Below are 20734 nucleotides of genomic sequence, written 5' to 3'. Positions count from 1 at the left end.
CGCTGTCGGGCGGCAGGGGGTGGGTGGTCGGGCCGGGGACGCTCAGGAGGCGTCCTTGCGGTCCGCGGCCATGCCCGCCGCGTCCAGCAGGGCCATGCCCACTATCAGGTCGGCTCCGCCGAATTCGTGGTCCTCGAGCTGGGTGCCGTCGTCGACGGCGAACAGCAGCCGTCGCTCGCCCTGGCGGTAGGCGGTGCCGACGGGAGGGCTCGCCGCGTGGACGGCGAGCAGGGCGACGAGGTACGGCAGCTCGGGGTCGCGCAGCCGGGCCTCCGCCAGGAGCCCTGAGAGCCGGCGGGGGGCGTCGTGCTCCAGGTCGAGCAGCTCCATGGCGTGTCCGAGCTGCTCCTCGCTGAACCGGCTGTCGTCCGGGGTGGCGATGAGGTCGGGCTCGGGCATTTCCGCGCCCAGGTGCTCCCGCTCCACCGGGGGCATGAGCAGCAGGTCGACGAGGTCGCCCACCCGGACCGAGGTGGGTGTGCGCAGCCCGGTGCCGTGCGCGAAGAACGCGTCGGTGGCCCGGGTGGCCTGCTCGACGGGGAGCGGCAGCAGGGGCACGACGAGCTGTCCGTACAGGTCGAGGCCGGCCTGCGCGGTGGGTGTGGCGAATGCCTGGCGGTCCTGCTCGGCGCGGAAGAGGGGCCCTGCCTCCAGGAGCCTGGACTGGAGCTGGGTGTGGCGGCGGATGCAGTCCTTGACGATGTCGACCAGCTCGGCGGCGCGGCGCTTGTGCTCGGGTTCCTCGGCCTCGTCCCTGGCCTTGCGGATGTTGGTGAGGATCGCGTTCTCGTGGCGGTAGCGGTCGGCGACGTGGTCCAGCGCCTCGGCGATCATGTCCGGCACGGCGTTGAGCCAGTCCACCGCGCGGACGTTGCGACGGGTCGCGTCCAGTGTCCTGCGGAGCGTCTCGGCGTACTGCACGGTGCGGTAGCGGGCCTGTTCGGCGGCGAGCTGGGCGTCGGCGAGCCGGCCCCTGCTGATGAGGACCTCCAGCTTCACCTCGGCGGCGATCTGGGCGCTGGTGACGTCCGTGTCCAGGGCGCCCACCAGGACGTTGACCGCCTCGTCCGTGGTGCGGAGGTAGACCGCCCCGCCGTGGCCGGGGACCTCCTCGATGAGCTTGAAGTCGTAGTCCCTGCGGACGTAGACGCCGTCGGGTCCGAAGGTGCCGTACACAGCGCGGAAGCCGCGGTCCACGCTCCCGACGTTGATCAGGTTCTCCAGGACCCAGCGCGCGACCCGCTCGTGCTCGGTGACCGGCCGGCGCGGCGCCTGGGCCGCGATCCGCGGGAGGAGCCTGGCCACTATCTGGTCGTGGTCGGCGCCCGTGTCGAAGTCCATGTTGAGCGTGACGAGATCGATCGCGGCGAGGGCGACCTCGGCCATCGCGTAGACCGTGTACTCGCCGGCCAGATTGGCCTTGCGCACGTCGAGGTCGTGCAGCGGAGCGGTGCAGGCGAGCGCGCGAAGCCGACGCGAGAGCCCCTCATCGGCGGCGGGGCCCGGGGCGGGCCTCGGTCCCGCGCTGAGCTGGGGCGCAGCGGTGTGGGTGTCGGCAGGCGAAGTCACGCTGCACAGATTAGGTCCTCGCACCGACAACGGTCGAAACGGCGCAGAAGCGACCGGTCACGGCCGCCCGTAACCTCCCCCTCCCGGGGTGCGCAGCACCAGGACGTCCCCGGTGTCCAGCTCGGCGGTGTCACACCCTTCGAGCGGTGTCACCGCCGCCCCGCCGGCCCGCTCTACGTACTGTTCGCCGAGAGCTCCGGGGCCGCCCCCCGCCATGCCGTACGGCGGCACCCGGCGATGTCCCGACAGGAGTGCCACCGTGACGGGTTCGAGGAACCGGATCCTGCGTTCCACTCCCCGGCCGCCGTGCCACCGGCCCGGACCTCCGCTGTCCTCCCGTACGCCGAAGCTCTCCAGCAGCACCGGGTAGCGCCACTCGAGGATCTCGGGGTCGGTGAGCCGGGAGTTGGTCATATGGGTCTGTACGGCGTCGGCTCCGTCGAATCCGTCCCCGGCGCCGGAGCCGCTCGCGACGGTCTCGTAGTACTGGACCCGGTCGTTGCCGAAGGTGAGGTTGTTCATGGTGCCGGAGCCCTCGGCCTGGACGCTCAGGGCCGCGTAGAGGGCGCCGGTGACGGCCTGGGAGGTCTCGACGTTGCCGGCCACGGTCGCCGCCGGGTGGACGGGGGCGAGCATCGAACCTGCCGGGACGCGGATGTCCAGGGGTTTCAGGCAGCCGCTGTTGAGCGGGATGTCCTCCTCGACGAGCGTACGGAACACGTAGAGGACGGCGGCCATCACCACGGACCTGGGGGCGTTGAAGTTGCCGGCCTGCTGCGGGGACGTGCCCTCGAAGTCGAGGACGGCCCGGCGTGCGTCGCGGTCCACGGTCACGCTCACGGCGATGACGGCGCCGTTGTCGGTCTCGTAGCGGCAGGAGCCGTCGCTCAGTCCGGCGACGATCCGGCGCACGGACTCCTCGGCGTTGTCCTGGACGTGGCCCATGTACGCCTCCACGACGTCCTGCCCGAACTGGCGTGTCATTCGCCGCAGTTCCGTGATGCCCTTCTCGTTGGCCGCGATCTGGGCGCGCAGGTCGGCGAGGTTGGTGTCCGGGTCGCGTGAGGGGTGGGCCGCGGTCGTGAGCAGCTCTCGGGTCTCCTCCTCACGGAAGGTTCCGTCGCGCACCAGCAGCCAGTTGTCGAACAGGACGCCCTCTTCGTCGACCGTACGGCTGAAGGCGGGCATGGAGCCCGGGGTGATGCCTCCGATCTCCGCGTGGTGGCCGCGGGAGGCGACCAGGAAGCGCAGCCGGCGCTCCTGTCCGTCGGCCGGCTCGTCGAACACGGGCGTCACGACGGTCACATCCGGCAGGTGGGTGCCGCCGTGGTAAGGATCGTTGACGGCGTACACATCACCGGGCCGGAGGGAGCCTTCGTTGCGCCGCAGCACCTCTTTGATGGACTCCCCCATCGACCCCAGGTGGACCGGGATGTGCGGGGCGTTGGCCACCAGGTTGCCGTCCGCGTCGAACAGTGCGCACGAGAAGTCCAGCCGCTCCTTGATGTTGACGGAGTGCGCCGTGTTCTGCAGTCGTACGCCCATCTGTTCGGCGATCGACATGAAGAGGTTGTTGAACACTTCGAGCATGACGGGATCCACCCGGGTGCCGACGGCGATCCGCTCGGGGCGCGGCTCGGTCCGGCGCAGCACGAGGTGTCCGGACGGCCCCGCCGTCGCCTGCCAGCCGGGGTCGACCACGGTGGTGGCGTCGTCCTCGGTGACGACGGCCGGGCCGGTCACGGTGTCCTCGGCGCGCAGTGTCGCGCGGCGGTACAGTCCGGCGTCCCGCCATCCGTCGCCGGCGAACATCGTCACGGTTCCGAGGGCGCGGAGCGGCCCTTCCCCGGTGCCCGCTCCCACGCGGGGAGGAGTGTGCGGTCCGGCCGTTCCGGTGGCCTCCACGGAGACGGCCTCGACCACCAGGGGCTTGTCCATGGTGAATCCGTAGCGCGCCCGGTGGGCCTCGGTGAACTCCTCGGCCATGGCCGTGACGGTGCCGTGGCCGACGGGCAGGGCGGCGTCCGTGCCGGCGTAGCGCAGGAGGATCCGCGCGCGGGTGCCCATGGCGCTGTCGGGGATGCCGTCGCCCCTGAGTTCGGCCCGGGTGCGCTCCGCCAGGGACTCGCAGAGGCCGCGCACCCGGGTGCCGGTCGCGCCGTCCAGTGGGGCCTCGACGGACTGTTCGCGCATCGCGGTGGCGTCGGCGAGACCGATCCCGTACGCGGAGAGGACGCCGGCGAGCGGCGGTACGAGGACGGTGTCGATGCCCAGGGCGTCCGCGACGGCGCAGACGTGCTGCCCTCCGGCGCCGCCGAAGCCGGTGAGGGCGTAGCGGGTGATGTCGTGGCCCCGTTGGACGGAGATCTTCTTGACGGCGTTCGCCATGTTGAGCACGGCGATCTCCAGGAAGCCCGCGGCCACTTCGGCGGCCGTACGCCGGCCTCCCGTGGCGGCCGACACCTCCTCGGCCAGGGCGTCGAAGCGCTCCTCCACGAGACGGGCGTCGAGCGGCTGGTCCCCCTCGGGCCCGAAGACGGCGGGGAAGTGCTCCGGGCGGATGCGGCCGAGCATCACGTTGGCGTCGGTGACGGTGAGCGGCCCGCCCTTGCGGTAGGCGGCGGGTCCGGGGTCGGCCCCCGCCGAGTCGGGGCCGACCCGGTAGCGCCGTCCGTCGAAGTGCAGGACGGATCCGCCGCCGGCGGCGACGGTGTGGATGCTCATCATCGGCGCGCTCATCCGCACCCCTGCCACCTGTGTCCCGAGCTCGCGTTCGAATTCGCCCGCGTAATGGGAGACATCGGTGGAGGTGCCGCCCATGTCGAAGCCGATGACCCGGTCGTGGCCCGCCTGGCCTGACGTACGCACCATGCCGACGACGCCCCCGGCCGGGCCGGAGAGCACCGCGTCCTTGCCCCGGAAGTGCGCGGCCTCGCGCAGCCCGCCGTTGGACTGCATGAACATGAGCCGGATGCCGGGGAGTTCGGCGGCCACCTCCTCGACGTAGCGGCGCAGGATCGGCGAGAGGTAGGCGTCGACGACGGTGGTGTCGCCGCGGGGCACGAGCTTGATCAGCGGGCTGACCTCGTGCGAGCAGCTGACCTGGGTGAAGCCCGCCGCCCTGGCTTCCTCCGCGACGGCTCTCTCGTGGTCCGGGTGGCGGTAGCCGTGCATGAGCACGACGGCGGCGCTGCGGAACCCGTCCTCCGCGGCCTCCCTGAGCCGCCCGGCCACGGCGTCGCGGTCGAGGGCCTTCACGGTGTCCCCGCGGGCGTCGACGCGTTCCGGGACCTCGACGACCCGGGCGTACACGGATTCGGGGAGCAGGATGCGGCGGTCGAAGAGGCGGGGCCGGTTCTGGTACGCGATCCGCAGGGCGTCCCGGAAGCCTTCGGTGACGACCAGGACGGTCGGCTCGCCCCGCCGCTCCAGGAGGGCGTTGGTGGCGACCGTCGTGCCCATCTTGACGCCGGCGACCCGGTCGGCGGGGACCGGGTCGTGGGGGCCGAGACCGAGCAGCAGCCTGATCCCCGCCACGGCCGCGTCACGGTAGCGGCCGGGGTCGTGCGACAGCAGTTTGCGGGAGACCAGCCGGCCGCCGGGGTCACGTCCGACCACGTCCGTGAAGGTGCCGCCGCGGTCGATCCAGAACTCCCAGCGTCCGGTCATCCCTCCATTCTGGCGCGCGGGACGAACCACCGCAGAAACGGCGTACGGCCGGCCGGTCCGGGTGTGGGGCGGGGCTCACGGGGCGGAGCGACGGGGCGCGCGCGTAGTGCCGGGTGCTAACGTCGGAGCACTGGAAGTAGAAACGTGTGTTCACCCGCCGGCCGTCGACGCCGGTGAGCGGAGGGCACACGCGCATACGCGGTATCGGACGATCCGCCACTTCTTCACCTCGAAGGAGTGCGCAGTGGATGTCCGTCGTCATGGAGCTGTCGAGAAGGCCGGCACCCCAGCCGGAGCCTCTCGTCCGCCGCGTTCCCTCCGTGAGGCCGGGGTAGCCCTCGCCGGGCTGTCAGCGGTGTTCCTGTTCGAGATGCTCGACAACTCGATCCTCAACGTCGCTCTGCCGACGATCGGCCGCGAGCTGTCGGCGTCGACCGCTCTGCTGCAGTGGGTCACGGGCGTGTACGCCGTGGTGTTCGGCGGGCTGATGCTCGCCCTCGGCGCGCTGGCCGACCGGGTCGGCCGCCGCAGGGTCATGCTGGCCGGGCTGGTGCTGCTGGGTGCGGCAGGTCTGGCAACCGCGTTCGTCACCACGGCGGAGGAGCTCATCGCGGTACGCGCGGTCATGGGTGTCGCGGCCGCGATGACGACTCCGGGCTCCCTCGGCCTGGCGTTCCGCCTGTTCGACGAGGACGGGCTCCGCGTCCGTGCGACGACGCTCGTCTCGACGGTGGGCCTGGTCGGACTCGCGATGGGGCCCACGGCCGGCGGCTTCGCGCTCGCGTTCGCCCCGTGGCAGGCACTGCTGCTGGTGAACGTGCCGATCGCGGTGGTCGCGTTCGTCTGCATCCGACGCGGCGTCCCGGCCGACAGGGCGGACGAGCTGCACCGCGCACCGGTCGACGGCGCGGGTGCGTTCCTCGGCACGGCCACGATCGTGCTCGCGCTGGTCGCGCCGACGCTGTTCGTGGACGCGGGGACAGCATCGCCTCTGCCGTGGGCGACCACGGCTGCGGCCGTCGTGACCGCGGTGCTGTTCGTCCTTCGCGAGCGTTCTGCCCGCTTTCCCCTGCTCGACCTCGGCCTCGTGGCCCGCCCACCGGTGTCGAGCGGCCTGGCGTTCAAGGCCGCCTCGGGCCTCGCGACCGCCGGCCTCGGCTACCTCGTGACTCTGCAGTTCCAGCTCGACTGGGGCTGGACGCCCGCGCGGGCGGCTGTGGGAATGCTGCCGCAGGTCGTCGTCCTCATCGCCGGCGGGGCGTTCATCGGTCCGCTGGTCGGGCGCGTCGGTCTCGACAAGGCCGCCGGGCTCGGCGCCGGAGCGGTCGTGTGCGGGCTCGCCTTCTACGGGCTGCTGGGCCGCTTCGGGTACGTGTGGGTCGCCCTCGCGCTCGTGCTCGTCGCCGCAGGTATGCGTGTCGTGGGTGTCGTCGCCGGGACCAACGTGATGCGTGGCCTCCCGGCCGACCGCACCACCGTGGGAGCGGCGCTGGTGGACACCGCGGGCGAGGTCACCACCGGAATCGGCATCGCTGTCAGCGGGACCGTCCTCACGGCGCTCTTCACCGGTGACATCACCACTTCGAGCTGGAACGCCCAACGGACCGAGGAGTTCCGCGATGCGGTCACCTGGGCCGGAGTCGCGCTCGCGGTCCTGGCCACGGTGCTGGTGGCATGGGGCATCGTCCGCTCCCGTCGCGTCGCGGTCGGTGAGTAGGCGCCTCGCCCCGGGCGACTCGGGGCGACCGGCTCGGGGCCGGCGTCGAGCCCATCGGGCACCGCGTCACCGTTGGCCCTCGCCCACTCGGTCAGCAGGTGGATCGGCTCGATCAGCGCCGCCCCGAGCGGGGTGAGTTCGTACTCGACGCGGGGCGGCACCCCCGAGCGGTCGCCCGAAGTGCTCCGCCCCGGCGGTCACCTGGTGACGGCGGTCGCCGGGGCAAGGTCGTCCTCACCGTCTGATGCCGTCGTGGGGCCTCGCCCGGGCGAGGCCCCGCCGAGACGCGTGCGTGGTGGGAGCGCAACCCGGCTCGCCCTCCACATCAGACCCGTGACCTGCGACGTCGCCCAGTGCCTCGCGCACGGCCTGCTCGGCCCGTGCGTCGAGACGTTCGCTCGTGCCGCGAGCCCAGTGACCGACCTCGGCCGTCGCGAGCCCCAGCAGCTGGGGCAGCAGATCCGTGCTGCGCCGGGCCAGCCAGCCGGTGCCCTCGGTGGCCAGCCAGAGCGCACCGGCCACACGGGTCGGCGGTGGCTGCTGCGGTTCCTGGCCGGGCCGGTCGCCCAGGGCGAGCCCCCTCTCGGCGAGCAGCCGGTGGAATCCGGCGGCCAGTCTCCGGTGGCCGCGTTCACCGGGGTGCAGCCGGTCCACGCTCCACAGCGAACGGTCGTCGGTCCAGGCCCGGTCCGAGGCGTGCAGATGGACGGCGTCGTAGCGGGCGGACAGGGCGTGCACCACGGCGTTGACCGACTGCTGCCTCCGCGCCAGGGGACGGCGCAGTGGGCCGGGGAGCCCCAGCGCCGTCCCGGGATCGGGCAGACACGCCGTCAGGAGTACGGCGCCGCCTCCGGCGAGCAGGCCACAGACCTCGTCGAGCCGCCCGGTGAGACGGCGGATGTCGAAGGACCGGCGCAGGGTGTCGTTGACCCCGACGACGACGGAGGCGATATCGGGCCGGAAGTCCGCAGCTGCCACTGCCTGGCGTTCGTGGACGTCCGCGGACAGCGCACCGGCGACGGCGAGGTTACGGAACTCCACGTCCCGCCCCGTTCCCGCCAGGCCCTCGGCGAGGAGCGCCGCCCAGCCCCGCCAGCCACCCTGTACGGGGTCGCCGATGCCCTCGGTCAGCGAGTCCCCGAGTGCGGCGAACCGGACGGTGGCCGGGGCGTGCGTGGCCCGGGCAGCGGCACCGGTGCGCGAGGCGGGCAGCCGGGCACCGGCGGGCGTGGGAGGCACCGGGGGTGTGGCACAAGCGCCCACGGTGGCCGCCGCCCCGGGTGTCACCGCCTCGCTCATGGCCGCGCCTCCACGGCGCCGCTCCGCTGCGGGATGTCGTGGGCGGCCAGGAACGCCGCCGTCGAGCGGTCCCAGCCGAAGAGTCCGGCCCGCGCCCGGGCCGCTGCCCGCCGCTCCGGTTCCGGCCTGGCCAGCAGTTCCCGGAGCGCCGCGGCGAACGCCGGGCCCGTGTCCGCGGCGGCGAGTCCGGCGGAGCCGATCACCTCCGGGAGCGCGGAACTGCCGCTCGCCACCACCGGGGTGCCGCAGGCGAGCGCCTCCAGGGCCGACAGTCCGAAGGTCTCCGCCGGCCCCGGTGCGAGGCAGAGGTCGGCGCTCGCCTGGAGGCGGGCCAGGTGCGCGCGGTCGCGTACGTGGCCCAGGAACTCTGCCGGCAGCCGCTCGGCCCGGGCCCTGCGCTCCAGTTCCGCACGGAGTGGGCCGTCCCCCGCCACCACCAGGGCCGCCCGCACACCGTGGTGGCGCAGTGCCGCCAGGGCGTCCAGGGCCCGGCCCGGCCGTTTCTCCACGGAGAGCCGTGAGCCGAGCAGCAGCAGGACGTCGGCGCCGCGCAGGTGGCGGGCGCGGAGCGCCGTACTGCGGAGTCCGGGCCGGAAGCGCCGCAGGTCCACTCCGAGCGGGGCGCGCACCACGTTGCGTGCGCCGATCCGTACGAACTCGCGCTCCGCCCATTCGGTGGTGCACACGATCCGCGCGTAGGCGTGTGCGCTGCGCGCGTTGAGCCGGTCGGCCGTCCTTCCCGCCACGGCCGGGGGCGCTCCCCAGGCGCGGAGCACCCCGTCGGCCGTCTCGTGGGACACCATGACGGCCGGTACACGGGCGCGCCGTGCCCATTCCCCTGTCCATCGCAGTGTGGTCCGGTCGGACACCTCCAGACGGTCGGGGCGCAGCTCCTCCAGGAGGCCGCGCACCCTTGCCCGGCCGGCCAGCAGCCGGTATCCGCCGCTGCCCGGCAGCTCCGGCCCCGGAAGGGTGACGACCCTGCCCTGCGGGGTGTGTACGTCGCTCGCGGTGGCGCCGGGGACGATCAGCACGGGGTCGTGCCCTGCCGCGAGATAGCCGCGCCCGAGCTCGTCCAGCGCGGTGCGCAGTCCGCCCGAGGCGGGCGTGACGAAGTTGGCCAGCCGGACGATCCTGAGTCCGCCGGGCCCGTTCACGCGGCCACCGCCGTCCGGCCGCGCAGAACCTCGTCGTAGTGGCCCAGGAGCTGGTCCCCGACGGCTTCCCAGGTGCGGCCCTCCACCGCGGCCCGGGCGGTCCTGCCGAAGGCGTCGGCGCGTGCCGGGTCCGCGACGAGTGCGGCGACCGCCTCGCGTACCGCCCCCGCGTCGTGGGGCGGTACCAGCAGCCCGGTGCTCCCGTGGGCGACGAGGTCGAGCGGCCCGCCGGCCGCCGGGGCGACGACCGGGACCCCGGACGCCATGGCCTCCTGGACGGTCTGGCAGAAGGTCTCGTACGGCCCGGTGTGCACGAAGACGTCCAGGGAGGCGAAGAAACGGGCGAGCTCCTCCCCCGTACGCCGCCCGAGAAAGACCGCGCCGGGCAGCGCCGAGCGCAGCGACGCCTCGCTCGGTCCGTCACCGACGACCACGACGCGCACTCCCGGCAGCGAGCAGGCGCCGGCGAGGAGTTCGACGTGCTTCTCCGGGGCGAGCCGCCCCGCGTATCCGATGATCTTCTCGCCACCGGGGGCGAGGGCGCGGCGCAGGGCCTCGTCGCGCAGACCGGGGCGGAAGCGCACGGTGTCGACTCCGCGCGGCCAGAGTTTCACCCGGGGCACACCGTGGTCGGTGAGGTCGCGGAGCGCGGCGGAGGAGGGGGCGAGGGTGAGGTCGGCGGCGCTGTGCACGGCGCGCATCCGGCGCCAGGCGGTGCTCTCCCCGGTACCCAGGTAGGTACGGGCGTAGCCGGCCAGGTCGGTCTGGTAGACGGCCACGGCGGGCAGCCCCAGCCGGGCGGCGACCGCCATGCCCCGCACACCGAGGACGAACGGTCCGGCCAGGTGGACGAGTTCGGCGCGGTGGCCGGTGAGCGCGGCGGCCAGCCGCCGGCCGGGGAGGGCCACGCGGACCTGCGGATATCCGGGCAGAGGCAGCGAGGGGACGCGCACCACGGGGCAGGGATCGCCGGAGGGCGCGGAGTGGGCGGGGGCCGTCGCCCCGGCAGGGGCGATGACCAGCAGCTGGTGGCCGCGGGCGGCGAGGTGCCGGGCGGTCTGCAGGGTGCAGTGGGCCACACCGTTGACGTCGGGCGGGAAGGATTCGGTGACGATGACGACACGCATACGGGTGTTTTCACCGCGCCGGGCGTGCCCTTGCCGACTTGGATCTGTCCGCCCGGGGAACGTCCTATGAGCGTTTGCGCCGCGCGCCCCCGGCGCGCGGCATCCGGGCTCCGTGTGTCAGCGGGGCGCCGGCTCAGACAGCGGGTGCGTCGGGCCCGATCCTGCTGCGTACGGCGGTCTGGACCTCGGCCTCCTCGGCCGGGTCGGCGGCGAGCCGCCTCAGCCGTTCGGCGACCCGGATGTCCCCGGTCTCCGCGTGGTGTGCGGCCAGCTCCCGGGTGGTCTCCTCGCAGTCCCAGAGGCACTCGACGGCGAACCCGCTGGCGAAGGACGGGTCGGTGGCGGCCAGGGCCCGGGCGGCGCGGCCCCGCAGGTGCGAGGAGGACGTCTCTCGGTACACATGCCGCAGCACGGGTGCGGCACAGGCGATGCCCAAGCGGCCCGCGCCGTCGACGAGGGTCCAGAGGCACGGGGCGTCGGGCCCCTCGCCACGGACGGCCTCGCGCAGCGCGGCGAGGACGAGCGGGGCGTCCTGTACGGCGCCGCGGCAGGCCAGGACTCCGGCCGCCGAGACTCCGAGGGCGTCGGGCCGGTGGGCCCAGCCCCGGGCCCGGTCGACCGCCGCTTCTCCGCACATGCGCTCGAAGGCGGCGACGGCCGCCTCCGCGACGGTCGGGGAGGGGCCGGCGACGGCCCGCTCGATCAGGTCGAGCACAGCGGGGTCCTGGACCTCCGCCAGATAGTGCAGGGCGGCACAGCGCGCGCCCTCGGAGCCGCCGGCCGCGGCCTCGACGATCAGGGGCCGGTCCTCGGTCCCGGCGACGGCGGAAAGGCAGCGGGCCGCGGGGACATGGAGCGCGCTGCCGCGTTCCAGTCCGGCCTGGGCCCAGTCGAACACGGCCTGGACACTCCAGCCGGGGCGCGGTCCGCCCGGCCGCATCTGCCGCTGCCATCGGTCGAAGGAGCCCTGTTCCGCCGCCGCCCTGACCCGGGCGCCGACCGCTTCGCGCGGGTCGTCGGCCCAGAGCCGCCAGGGCCGGGGCTCGAAGGCGTCGCGCACGGAGGCGGCCAGCTCGGCGGCGCCCTCCGCGGTGGCGGGGAAGCGTCCGAGCACCGCCTCGGCGAGGGAACGCAGCCCGGCGTCGTCGTCGCGCAGGGCCAGCTCGTCGAGTGCCCAGGCCCAGTTGGACCCGGTCGCGGCGTACCGGCGCAGGAGCGCGAGGGCGTCGTCGCGCCCGTAGGAGGCGAGGTGGCCGAGCACGGCGAGGGCGAGACCCGTGCGTGAGTCGTCGGTGTCGAGGTGGTCCTCGGGATCCCACAGGTGCCGCTCGATCTCCTCGGTGCCACCGTCGAGATCGAGGTAGAGGCGCGCGTAGTAGAGGGAGCGGTTCTCGACCTGCCAGTCATGACGCGGATCGCTCAGGACGCAGTGGTTGAGAGCCGCCAGGGCCTCGGGGCGCGGGGCGGCGAGCGCGTGGAGCGTGCCGTCGCCGCGGCCCCTCTGCAGCAGGCCGAGCAGTGTGCCGCTCGGCGCTATGAACGGATCGAACATGGGGAAAGCCTCACATCAAGCTGTCGACGCAACCGGGACTGTGCTGTTCCATGTGCCGGGGTGACATCCCCTAGGCCGCGCAGCAACATGATCGGCCGACCGCCGTCTTCTGCCTGGTGCTCATCTTCCTCTGCCTCTCGTCGGTGGTCCGGAACGGACCCGCGACGTCATGATGACCCAGCCATTTCGCCGACGCGACCACATTTACGACGCACCGGCCGGCCGGCCTGTCAGCGCGCACCGAAGAGTTCCAGCAGGTCGTCCTTGCCGAACATGCGCGCGGTGTCCACGGCGGAGGGTGTCCCGGCGGCCGGATCGGCCCCCGCCGAGAGCAGCGCGTCGATCACTTCGCGCTCCCCCTTGAAGACGGCGCCGGCCAACGGGGTCTGCCCCCGGTCGTTGGCCCGGTCCGGGTCGGCGCCACGGCCCGCGAGCGCGACGACGGCGGGGGCGTGTCCGTGGTAGGCGGCGAGCATGAGCAGGGAGTCGCCCCGGTCGTTGGTGAGGTTCGCGGGGACACCCGCGTCGACATAGGCGGCGAGCGCGTCGCTCTCGCCCCGGCGGGCCAGGTCGAAGACCTTGGTCGCCAGCTCGATCACCTCGGGGTCGGGGGTCTCGCTCATCGGAGGGGCCGCCTTCCATTGCCGTTGTCGCGGTTACTGACCTGGTGGGGAGTACGACGGGGGGCCGTACGAGTGAATCGACAGAGTACTGCTCCAGGGCAGTCCTCAGCCTGCCCAGGACCGGCGGGAGATCACCCCGCCGACGTCACTTTCCGGCGGGGACAGGGCCTGCGCGGCCCGAGGAGCACCTGGGCATGCGCCCTTTCGCCCACCGCTCGGGTGAAAACGAAGGATATTCACTCAGTTGCACCTTTTATCGTATAGGTACATCTTGTGATCCTGGAAGTACTCATGGTGACTGTCCCCCTCAACCAGGAGAACCGCTCATGATCCTCTCCATCTCGGGCGTGGTACTGCTCGGCATCATCGTCTTCCTGTTCTTCAAGAAGGACGGGCTCAAGGCCTCCCACGCCCTCATCTGCGCGCTGTTCGGCTTCTACCTGGCCGGCACAGCCATCGCCCCCAGCATCACGGCCGGCGGGGCGAGCCTCGCCAGCATGCTGGGCGGAATCAAGTTCTGACGCTCCGAAACCGCTCCCACCTCTCCAGGAGACCGACGTGGCCCGGCGACCACTCCCCCGCATCCTCAAGAGCGGCAGCGCTTCGATCACCCGCAGTCGCGAGATCGCGCGCACGGCCGCCGACAACGCCACCGACGTCCTCCATCCGCTGATCACGGTGACCCGTGGTCTGCGGCTGCTGGCGGGAGCAGGGCGGCAGAAGTGGGCCGCGACACCCAGGGACCGGCGCGGACACGTGCTGTTCCTCGTCGCGGCCTGCGTACTGGCGGTGGCGCTCATCCCCTACGGGCCCCTGCTGGCCCTCATCTCGGTGATGGGCGCTGCCGCGTGGCGGGGGCGCGACCGCACCCCCGCGAGGACCGGCCCCGCCGAGGCGGAGGCCGCCCGGCTCACGGCGCTGTACGAGGCGCTGGTCCCGCACTTCTCCGTGGCCGACGACCCCGGTCCGCTGTTCTCCCACGGCGGCGACTGGGAGAAGGCCTTCGGCACTTCGTACGAGTTCGACGGCAACGGGCGTCTCACCCGGCTCCAGGTGAACTACCCGGCTTACTTCACCGACGGAGATCCCGGGTCCCGGGCCCGTGTGGAGCAGGTGCTCCACGCCAAGTCCGGCCGGGGCCGCGAGTACCACTTCGCCTGGGACGAGGAGAGCAACCACCTCCTCATGACCGTGCTCGCGGCACTCCCCACCACCATCGCCGCCCAGCGCTTCGTCACCGCGCCCGGTGAGACCGTCCTCGGCTTCACCGACGCGGACTCGGTCCGGCGCACCGTTCCGGTCCAGGACGGCGACGTGACGCGGGACGCCTCCCCCGTGATCTGGCGGACCGGGGCCCGTTCGACGGAACCCCATCTGTTGATCGCCGGGCACCCGGGCAGCGGCACCACGACCCTGATGCGTTCGCTCGCCCTACAGGCTCTCCAGCACGGCGACATCCTCGTCGTGGAGGGCGGCGGCACCGGTGAGTACGGCTTCCTGACCGGCCGGGACGGCGTGCTGGCCGTGGAGTGCGGGCTGGCCGGGGCCCTCGCGACGCTCGAATGGGCGGCGCACGAGACCGAGCGCAGGCTCATCGCCGCCAACCGGGCCCGCCAGGCCGGGCACCCCGAACCCGAGGACATCAAGCGCCCCCTCTGGATCCTGCTGGACCGCCCCAGCGCGTTGGGGCACCTGGCGGCCGCCGACGGCAGGCAGGATCCGCAGGAGCTCCTCCAGGTGCCGCTGCGGCACGGCCGCGCCGCAGGGGTGACGGTCGTTGTCGCGGACCAGTTCGACAGCCTGGACGCCCTCACCGAGACCGTGCGGACCCACACCAGGGCACGTGCCGTCCTCGGCCCCGCGGACCGGGAACAGGTCGAGGCGGTCCTGGGCGTCCAGCCGCACACCACGCCCACCCCCGACGTCCCGCCGGGCCGCGGCTACACCCGGCTGGGCACCGGACCGGTCCTCCGGCTCCAGGTGCCGGCCACCCCGGACCCGTACGACGACGCCACGAGCGAGGCCCACCGGAAGGCGGTGCTCGACCTGCTCCCGGGTGGGGCGCCGGCAGCCGAGAAGGCCGTGCCGGAGGACGCGGCCGAACCCGTGGCCGTCCACACGGAGCAGTTGGTCGGGACGCCCGCCGTCGCGGAAGGGTGACCCAGCCGGGGCGCCTCAGGCCACGAAGGTCCGGGGCGCCTCGGCTCCCGAGCTCGCACCGGAGCCGACCAGCTCGGCGGCGGCGGCCAGCCGCAGCGCCGCCTCGTCCGCCACCGGGCCGCCCACCGTGAAGGGCAGCCGCACATAGCCCTCGAAGGCACCGTCGACCCCGAACCGCGGCCCCGACGGGACGCGGACGCCGACCCGTTCGCCCGCCACGGCCAGCCGGGACCCGGAGAGGCCGCCACTGCGCACCCACAGGGTGAGGCCGCCGGCCGGCACCTCGAACTCCCACGCCGGGAGCTCCCGGCGCAGGGCGCGCACCAGGTCGTCCCTGTTCTCCCGGGCCTGCTCGCGCCGGATCTCCACGGCCTGCTCCCAGCCGCCCGTCCGCAGCAGCCAGTTGATGGCGAGCTGTTCCAGCACGGGCGTCCCCATGTCGGCGTACGCGCGTGCCGCGACCAGGCTGCGGATGACGTCCGGAGCCGCCCGTACCCAGCCGATCCGCATGCCGGCCCAGAACGCCTTGCTCGCGGAACCGACGGTCAGGACGGTGCTGCCCGCCGGATCGAACGCGCAGACCCTGCGGGGCATCTCCACATCCGCGTCCAGACGCAGTTCGTGCATGGTCTCGTCGACCACCAGGACCGTGCCCGCCGACCGCGCGGCCTCGACCAGGGCACGGCGCTGCTGCTCGTCGGCGAGGGCCCCGGTGGGGTTGTGGAAGTCGGCGACGACATAGGCCAGCCTCGGGGCGGCGTCCCGCAGGACCTGCCGCCAGCGGTTCATGTCCCAGCCGCCGAGGCCCTCCTCCATCGCCACGGGCACCAGCCTCGCGCCCGCCTCGCGCATGAGCTGGAGGATGTTGGCGTAGCTCGGGGACTCCACGGCGATGCGCTCGCCGCGCCCGGCGAAGAGATGGCAGATGGCGTCGATGGCGCCCATCGCCCCGGTGGTGACCATGATCTGCTCGGGCATCGTGGGGATGCCGTGCCCGGTGTAGCGGTCCGCGATCATCTGCCGCAGCGCGGGAAGACCGGCCGGGTAGTCGCCGTGCGTATGGGCGTACGGCGGCAGCTCCTTCAGGGCCCCCTGGACGGCACGGGTCAGCCACGGCTCCGGGGCGGGCAGCGAGGCGCAGCCCAGGTCGATCATCGAGCCGAGCGACTCCGGGGGCAGCGGTTCGAGGCCCCGGGCGGGCAGCGGGTTGCCCGCGGGGACCGCGGTCCAGCTGCCGGCGCCGCGGCGCGACTCCAGGAACCCCTCGGCCCGGAGCGCCTCGTACGCCGCGGCGACGGTGGTCCGGCTGAGGGACAGGGCCAGCGCGAGCTCCCGTTCGGCGGGAAGCCGCGCGGCGACCGGGACGCGGCCCTCCAGGACGAGCAGACGCACACCGTCGGCCAGGGCACGGTAGGCCGGCGGCTTACGCGAACCCGGCGGCAGGGGGCGCGCCTGCTGGCCCTGGAGCTGGCGGGCGAGCTGCGCCGCACCGACGGTCGAAGTCCACTGCGCCATGAAAATCAGTCCACCTTCCTCGGATTGGCCATAGTTGGCAGCCAATCCCCTGCCACAGAGTGACATGCATCAGTCCACTACCACCACACAGGGGGCATCACTTGTCCGACCTCACCTCCCGGAGCGGCACCCGGCTCGCCCGGCGGCTGACCCACCTCTACGTGGGCCTGGCCCTGTACGGGGCGAGTTCCGCGCTCCTGGTCCGCGCCGGGCTCGGACTCGAACCGTGGGGCGTGCTGCACCAAGGCCTTGCCGAGCGGACGGGTATCTCCATCGGGGTCGTCTCGATCATCGTCGGAGCGGTCGTACTGCTCCTGTGGATCCCGATCCGGCAGCGCCCGGGGCTCGGTACCGTCTCCAACGTCTTCGCCGTCGGCATCGCGATGGACGGCACGCTCGCCCTCGTACCGGATGTGCACGGCCTCGGGGCGCAGATCCCGGTGACGGCCGCGGGCATCGTGCTCAACGGGGTCGCCACGGGCCTGTACATCTCCGCGCGCTTCGGGCCTGGGCCGCGCGACGGTCTGATGACGGGGCTGAACCGGCTCACGGGCCGTTCGATCAGGCTGGTGCGTACGGCGCTCGAGGTGGCGGTGGTCGTGACCGGCTTCCTGCTCGGCGGTTCGCTGGGTGTCGGCACGGTCCTCTACGCCCTGGCCATAGGCCCGCTCGCCCAGTTCTTCCTGCGCCTCTTCGACCTCCCGGCGCCGGGCTCCCGCACCGTGGCCGTTGCCGGGCGGACACCGCGAGAGGCGATACTTCCGCGGTGACCGCAGTGACTTCGGGGCGCCACCCCTATCTGGACCACCCTTCGACGATCCCCTTCGCCCACCGCGGCGGAGCGGCGGACGGCATGGAGAACACCGCAGCCGCGTTTCGGCGCGCGGCCGGCGTCGGCTACCGCTACTTCGAGACGGACGTGCACGCCACGGCGGACGGCCGCCTGGTCGCCTTCCACGACCCGACCCTGGACCGGGTGACGGACTCCCGGGGGCGGATTGCCGGGCTGCCCTGGAGCGAGGTGCGCCGGGCCAGGGTGGCGGGCAGCGAGCCGCTGCCGCTCTTCGAGGAGCTGCTGGAGGAGTTCCCGGACGCCCGGTGGAACGTGGACGTCAAGGCGGAGCCCGCCCTCGTCCCGCTCGTCGACCTGATCCGCAGGACCGGTGCGTGGGACCGGGTGTGCGTGGGGTCGTTCTCCGAGGCGCGCGTGGCCAGGGCCCACCGCCTCGCGGGCCCCCGCCTGGCCACCTCGTACGGGGTGCGCGGCGTGCTCGGTCTGAGGCTGCGCTCGTACGGCATCCCGGCCGCGCTCCGGGCGGGCGCGGTCTGCGCGCAGGTCCCGGAGAGCCAGAACGGTGTCCGTGTCGTCGACCGGGGCTTCGTCCGCACGGCACACGCGCGCGGCCTGCAGGTCCATGTCTGGACGGTCAACGAACCGGAACGGATGGCGGCACTCCTGGACCTGGGTGTGGATGGCATCATGACCGATCACATCGAGACGCTGCGCACGGTGCTGAGCGAGCGGGGGGCCTGGGCCTGACGCCGGGACCCGCCGCGTCCGCACGGGACGAACGAGGGGGCGCGGCGTGAGCACCGACATCGCAGGGGCGGAGGATCCGGCCGGACCGCCGGCCGACGCCGCAGGCCGCAGGCGGGAGCAACGCGGTTGGTATTTCTACGACTTCGCATGCTCCGTGTATTCCACCAGCGTCCTCACGGTCTTCCTCGGCCCCTATCTGACGTCGATCGCCAAGGCGGCGGCCGACGCGGACGGGTTCGTACACCCGCTCGGCATACCCGTGCGGGCGGGGTCGCTCTTCGCGTACGCGGTGTCGGCGTCCATCGTGGTGGCCGTGATCGTCATGCCCCTCGTGGGCGCGGCGGCGGACCGCACGGGCCGCAAGAAGCCCCTGCTCGCGGCGGCCGCGTACACGGGCGCGACGGCGACGGCCTGCATGTTCTTCCTGGACGGCCACCGCTATCTGCTGGGCGCCTTCCTGCTGATCGTCGCGAACGCGTCCATCTCCGTGTCGATGGCCCTCTACAACGCGTACCTCCCCCAGATCGCCACCCCGGAGGAACGCGACGCGGTCTCCTCGCGCGGCTGGGCCTTCGGGTACACCTCGGGTGCGTTCGTCCTCCTCCTTAACCTGGTCCTCTACACGGGCCACGACTCCTTCGGGCTCTCCGAGACCGACGCGGTCCGGATCTGCATCGCCTCGGCCGGCGTGTGGTGGGGTGCCTTCGCCCTCGTACCGCTGCGGCGGCTGCGCGACCGCCGGGTGGCGCCCGGCGGCGACGGCGCGGTGGGCTCCGGCTGGCGTCAGTTGCGGGCGACACTGCGCGACATGCGCCGCCACCCGCTGACGCTGTCGTTCCTGCTCGCCTATCTGGTCTACAACGACGGCATCCAGACGGTGATCTCCCAGGCGTCGCTGTACGGCTCCGAGGAGCTCGGCCTCGATCAGACGACCCTGATCACGGCGGTGCTGCTCGTGCAGGTCCTCGCGGTGGCGGGGGCGCTGGGCATGGGGCGGCTCGCCCGGATGTACGGGGCGAAGCGCACGATTCTCGCCTCGCTGGCCGTCTGGACGCTGATCCTCGCCGCGGCGTACGTGCTGCCCGCCGACGCGCCGGTGTTCTTCTACGTTCTGGCGGCCGCGATCGGGCTCGTGATGGGCGGCAGCCAGGCCCTCTCGCGGTCCCTGTTCTCGCACCTGGTTCCGCGTGGCAAGGAGGCGGAGTACTTCTCCGCCTACGAGATGAGCGACCGGGGGCTCAGCTGGCTGGGACCCCTGGTCTTCGGTCTCGGCTACCAGCTCACCGGCAGTTACCGGGATGCGATCCTGTCCCTGGTGCTCTTCTTCGCGGTCGGTTCGGTGCTGCTGGCGAGGGTTCCCGTACGGGCCGCGGTGGCCGCCGCGGGCAATGCCGTACCGGACCGGATTTAGACGTTGAAGTGAAAGGCCGGTAGTGTACGCCTTTGGTGTGCTCGGCGGACCGTTACTGCGAGTGGAAGAAGCCTGACCCTTGGGTGACAACTTCGACCAGAGGTGACAAACCGGGCACCGATGGGTAGGAGACCCAGACCAAGCAGCGGCACGACGGGCGACGCATGACCGGCAACGGGAATCTTTACCGCCGACCGGACGTTGACCGGATGACGACGACAGCGACACCTGTCCTGTGGGCGACAAGCCCGGGAGGCACGATTCATGAGTGAGCGAGCTCTCCGCGGTACGCGACTCGTGGTTACCAGCTACGAGACGGACCGCGGCATCGATCTGGCCCCGCGCCAGGCGGTGGAGTACGCATGCCCGAACGGACATCGATTTGAGATGCCGTTCTCGGTAGAGGCGGAAATTCCGGCGGAGTGGGAGTGCAAGGCGTGTGGCGCCACGGCACTCCTGGTGGACGGGGATGGCCCCGAGGAGAAGAAGGGCAAGCCTGCGCGTACGCATTGGGACATGCTCATGGAGCGGCGTACACGCGAGGAGCTCGAGGAGGTGCTGGCCGAGAGGCTGGCGGTTCTGCGCTCCGGTGCCATGAATATCGCCGTGCACCCGCGGGACAGCAGGAAGTCTGCCTGACCGCGTATCACCGCAAAGATCAAGAGCCGCGGGCCGCGACACAGAACATGTGTCGCGGCCCGCGGCTCTTCGTCGTCCGGCGGCGCCGTCCAGGGTGCCGAGCGGCTGTCGCCTCAGGGGATCAGCGGCGGACGGTCCGTGCCCTGGCCGTCGTCGGGGCGGGGCCGGGTGGGCGCGCCGTCCTCGCGGATGACCTCGCCCGGGACCACCTTGCCGTCCGGGCGGTGGATACGGGCCTGCTGGAAGGCGTCGGAGAGGCCGCCCGGCGTCGCCGCGCGCATCCGGCTCTCCAGGGAGCGTTCCGCGTAGCGTCCGAGCACGGAGCGGACCGGGGGCAGCAGGAGCAGGAGTCCCGCCGCGTCGGAGATCACGCCGGGGATCATCAGGAGCAGGCCGCCGAGCATCAGGAAGCCGTTGCCCTTGCTGCCGGCCGGGGCGGGGGCCGCGGTCGCGGGAGCGCCGGGCTGCCCCGGCACCTGCTGGAGGGTCTCGGTGAGGTTGCGGAAGGCCCGTCGGCCCGCCCGCTTGATCACCGCTCCACCGAGCACGGCGCCGGCGACCAGGATCAGCAGCACGGTGAAGCCGTTCGTCGCACCGGCGACCACGGTCAGCAGCCATATCTCCAGCACCAGCCAGGCTGCGACGCCCAGCGGCAGGAGGGTACGGGCGCGTGAGCGCCGTGGACGGTTCGGAGGCGGTGTGCCGGTCGTCATGCCCCCAGTGTGCCTGTACCGGCGTGCAAGCGGCGTAAGGGGG

16 protein-coding genes and 1 pseudogene are annotated in these 20734 nt (G+C 72.9%); 7 read left to right on the top strand and 10 right to left on the bottom strand.

What is annotated here, in order from left to right; translation table 11 throughout:
• Positions 1–42: 42 nt before the first annotated feature.
• Complete coding sequence (locus ACIQM3_RS32150; protein ID WP_401630570.1) at positions 43–1569, bottom strand: hypothetical protein; 1527 nt, start codon at positions 1567–1569, stop codon at positions 43–45.
• Positions 1570–1626: 57 nt separating this feature from the next.
• A complete protein-coding gene (locus tag ACIQM3_RS32145) occupies positions 1627–5238 on the bottom strand; it encodes a hydantoinase B/oxoprolinase family protein (RefSeq protein ID WP_401630568.1) in 3612 nt (1203 codons plus the stop codon).
• A 244-nt stretch (positions 5239–5482) separates the two neighbouring features.
• On the opposite strand from ACIQM3_RS32145, the gene ACIQM3_RS32140 reads away from it, so the two are divergent.
• Positions 5483–6955, top strand: a complete 1473-nt coding sequence (locus ACIQM3_RS32140; protein ID WP_401630566.1) for an MFS transporter — start codon at positions 5483–5485, stop codon at positions 6953–6955.
• Between the two features lie 20 nt (positions 6956–6975).
• Here ACIQM3_RS32140 and ACIQM3_RS32135 read toward each other — a convergent pair.
• The 6 genes and pseudogenes from ACIQM3_RS32135 to ACIQM3_RS32110 form a co-directional block, all read right to left on the bottom strand.
• Positions 6976–7113, bottom strand: a pseudogene (locus tag ACIQM3_RS32135) (winged helix-turn-helix transcriptional regulator); the annotation flags it as partial.
• Positions 7114–7189: 76 nt separating this feature from the next.
• The gene (locus ACIQM3_RS32130; protein ID WP_401630564.1) at positions 7190–8254 is read right to left on the bottom strand and encodes an SGNH/GDSL hydrolase family protein; all 1065 of its coding nucleotides are present in this window, start codon (positions 8252–8254) and stop codon (positions 7190–7192) included.
• Positions 8251–9411 carry a glycosyltransferase gene (locus ACIQM3_RS32125; RefSeq protein WP_401630562.1) on the bottom strand — a complete coding sequence of 387 codons (1161 nt, stop codon included), beginning with the start codon at positions 9409–9411 and terminating at the stop codon, positions 8251–8253. The genes ACIQM3_RS32130 and ACIQM3_RS32125 overlap by 4 nt, the downstream gene beginning before the upstream one ends.
• A complete protein-coding gene (locus ACIQM3_RS32120; RefSeq protein WP_401630560.1) occupies positions 9408–10538 on the bottom strand; it encodes a glycosyltransferase family 4 protein in 1131 nt (376 codons plus the stop codon). Before ACIQM3_RS32120 ends, ACIQM3_RS32125 begins: the two co-directional genes overlap by 4 nt.
• 133 nt (positions 10539–10671) lie before the next feature.
• A complete protein-coding gene (locus ACIQM3_RS32115) occupies positions 10672–12090 on the bottom strand; it encodes a HEAT repeat domain-containing protein (RefSeq protein ID WP_401630558.1) in 1419 nt (472 codons plus the stop codon).
• Between the two features lie 230 nt (positions 12091–12320).
• The gene (locus ACIQM3_RS32110; protein WP_393767051.1) at positions 12321–12713 is read right to left on the bottom strand and encodes an ankyrin repeat domain-containing protein; all 393 of its coding nucleotides are present in this window, start codon (positions 12711–12713) and stop codon (positions 12321–12323) included.
• A gap of 326 nt (positions 12714–13039) precedes the next feature.
• On the opposite strand from ACIQM3_RS32110, the gene ACIQM3_RS32105 reads away from it, so the two are divergent.
• Positions 13040–13234, top strand: coding sequence for a hypothetical protein (locus ACIQM3_RS32105; protein WP_014044751.1), 195 nt, complete (start codon positions 13040–13042; stop codon positions 13232–13234).
• 37 nt (positions 13235–13271) lie between these two features.
• Entirely contained in the window at positions 13272–14873 is a 1602-nt protein-coding gene (locus tag ACIQM3_RS32100) for a hypothetical protein (RefSeq protein ID WP_401630555.1), read from the top strand.
• A 15-nt stretch (positions 14874–14888) separates the two neighbouring features.
• Here ACIQM3_RS32100 and ACIQM3_RS32095 read toward each other — a convergent pair whose 3' ends face one another.
• Positions 14889–16388, bottom strand: a complete 1500-nt coding sequence (locus ACIQM3_RS32095) for a PLP-dependent aminotransferase family protein (RefSeq protein WP_401630553.1) — start codon at positions 16386–16388, stop codon at positions 14889–14891.
• Between the two features lie 101 nt (positions 16389–16489).
• Between ACIQM3_RS32095 and ACIQM3_RS32090 the strand changes: the two genes are divergently transcribed.
• From ACIQM3_RS32090 to ACIQM3_RS32075, 4 genes are all read left to right on the top strand, one after another.
• Positions 16490–17158, top strand: coding sequence for a YitT family protein (locus ACIQM3_RS32090; protein WP_401630551.1), 669 nt, complete (start codon positions 16490–16492; stop codon positions 17156–17158).
• A gap of 5 nt (positions 17159–17163) precedes the next feature.
• Positions 17164–17928: a glycerophosphodiester phosphodiesterase gene (locus tag ACIQM3_RS32085; RefSeq protein ID WP_401630640.1), complete on the top strand. Its 765-nt coding sequence runs from the start codon at positions 17164–17166 to the stop codon at positions 17926–17928.
• Between the two features lie 46 nt (positions 17929–17974).
• The gene (locus tag ACIQM3_RS32080) at positions 17975–19339 is read left to right on the top strand and encodes an MFS transporter (RefSeq protein ID WP_401630549.1); all 1365 of its coding nucleotides are present in this window, start codon (positions 17975–17977) and stop codon (positions 19337–19339) included.
• A 264-nt stretch (positions 19340–19603) separates the two neighbouring features.
• Positions 19604–19978, top strand: a complete 375-nt coding sequence (locus tag ACIQM3_RS32075) for an RNA polymerase-binding protein RbpA (protein WP_078598328.1) — start codon at positions 19604–19606, stop codon at positions 19976–19978.
• A 113-nt stretch (positions 19979–20091) separates the two neighbouring features.
• On the opposite strand, the gene fxsA is transcribed toward ACIQM3_RS32075, so the two are convergent.
• Complete coding sequence (gene fxsA / locus ACIQM3_RS32070; protein ID WP_401630546.1) at positions 20092–20691, bottom strand: FxsA family membrane protein; 600 nt, start codon at positions 20689–20691, stop codon at positions 20092–20094.
• Positions 20692–20734: the final 43 nt, after the last annotated feature.

It is taken from the genome of Streptomyces sp. NPDC091271 (assembly GCF_044757505.1).
Taxonomy (GTDB): Bacteria; Actinomycetota; Actinomycetes; order Streptomycetales; family Streptomycetaceae; genus Streptomyces.
The sequence above is the reverse complement of the archived record's forward strand: the minus strand, read 5'-3'. Positions and strand labels throughout refer to the sequence as shown.

Coding starts and splice junctions, on each gene's coding strand:
- ACIQM3_RS32145 (WP_401630568.1), bottom strand. CDS start 5,238: ATGACCGGACGCTGGGAGTTCTGGATCGACCGCGGCGGCACCTTCACG.
- ACIQM3_RS32130 (WP_401630564.1), bottom strand. CDS start 8,254: ATGAGCGAGGCGGTGACACCCGGGGCGGCGGCCACCGTGGGCGCTTGT.
- ACIQM3_RS32120 (WP_401630560.1), bottom strand. CDS start 10,538: ATGCGTGTCGTCATCGTCACCGAATCCTTCCCGCCCGACGTCAACGGT.
- ACIQM3_RS32115 (WP_401630558.1), bottom strand. CDS start 12,090: ATGTTCGATCCGTTCATAGCGCCGAGCGGCACACTGCTCGGCCTGCTG.
- ACIQM3_RS32110 (WP_393767051.1), bottom strand. CDS start 12,713: ATGAGCGAGACCCCCGACCCCGAGGTGATCGAGCTGGCGACCAAGGTC.
- ACIQM3_RS32105 (WP_014044751.1), top strand. CDS start 13,040: ATGATCCTCTCCATCTCGGGCGTGGTACTGCTCGGCATCATCGTCTTC.
- ACIQM3_RS32095 (WP_401630553.1), bottom strand. CDS start 16,388: ATGGCGCAGTGGACTTCGACCGTCGGTGCGGCGCAGCTCGCCCGCCAG.
- ACIQM3_RS32075 (WP_078598328.1), top strand. CDS start 19,604: ATGAGTGAGCGAGCTCTCCGCGGTACGCGACTCGTGGTTACCAGCTAC.
- fxsA (WP_401630546.1), bottom strand. CDS start 20,691: ATGACGACCGGCACACCGCCTCCGAACCGTCCACGGCGCTCACGCGCC.